This is a genomic window from Thiohalorhabdus sp. Cl-TMA (genome assembly GCF_041821045.1).
In the GTDB taxonomy this organism is placed as follows: Bacteria; Pseudomonadota; Gammaproteobacteria; order Thiohalorhabdales; family Thiohalorhabdaceae; genus Thiohalorhabdus; species Thiohalorhabdus methylotropha.
The window spans coordinates 1-586 of sequence record NZ_JBGUAW010000044.1 but is presented as its reverse complement, the minus strand read 5'-3'; the positions used below and the strand labels follow the sequence as shown (position 1 = coordinate 586).

Annotated in this window: 1 protein-coding gene; it reads left to right on the top strand. The window is 73.2% G+C overall.

Going from position 1 to position 586, the window contains the following annotated elements; translation table 11 throughout:
• Positions 1-27: 27 nt before the first annotated feature.
• A partial coding sequence (locus tag ACERLL_RS17790; protein ID WP_373657437.1) for a CHAT domain-containing protein occupies positions 28-586 on the top strand: 559 nt, incomplete at its 3' end.

Genomic DNA, 586 nt, shown 5'->3' with positions numbered 1-586 from the left:
CTGGCGCGCCAGGCCCGGCGGCAACTGGTGGAAGGGAAGGCCGGCGAGGGCCGGCAACAGCTGCTGGAAGCCCTGCTCGGCGATGCGGCCGAGCGGCTGGCGGACTACCAAAGCCTGGGCGCGGTCACCGACGGGCTGGTGAGTCTGGTGCCGCTGGAGGCCCTGCACCTGGACGGCACGCCGCTGGTGGCCAGCCACCGCGTCCACTACCTGCCCACCCTGGCCGGAACCGATACGGCTAACGAAGGGGGCGCCGGTCAGCGGGCCCTGATCGTCGCCGACCCCGCCTTCGAGACGCAGGTGGCTCAGGCGGAGACCCCGCAAACCAGTGACACCCGGGACCTGCGGGCCGCCAACGCCGGCGGCTACTTCACGCCGCTGCCGGAGACGATGGCGGAGGCCGCCGCCGTCGAGGCGGCGCTGCCCGACTACCGCGCCGAGCGGATCAGCGGCGAGCAGGCCACCGAGCCCGCCGTGCGGAAAGCCCTAAGCCAAAACCCCAGTCTTGTCCACTTCGCCACCCACGGCATCCTGAGCGGCGACCTGCCCGGGCTCACCGAGGCCGCACTGGTGCTCGCCGACTCCG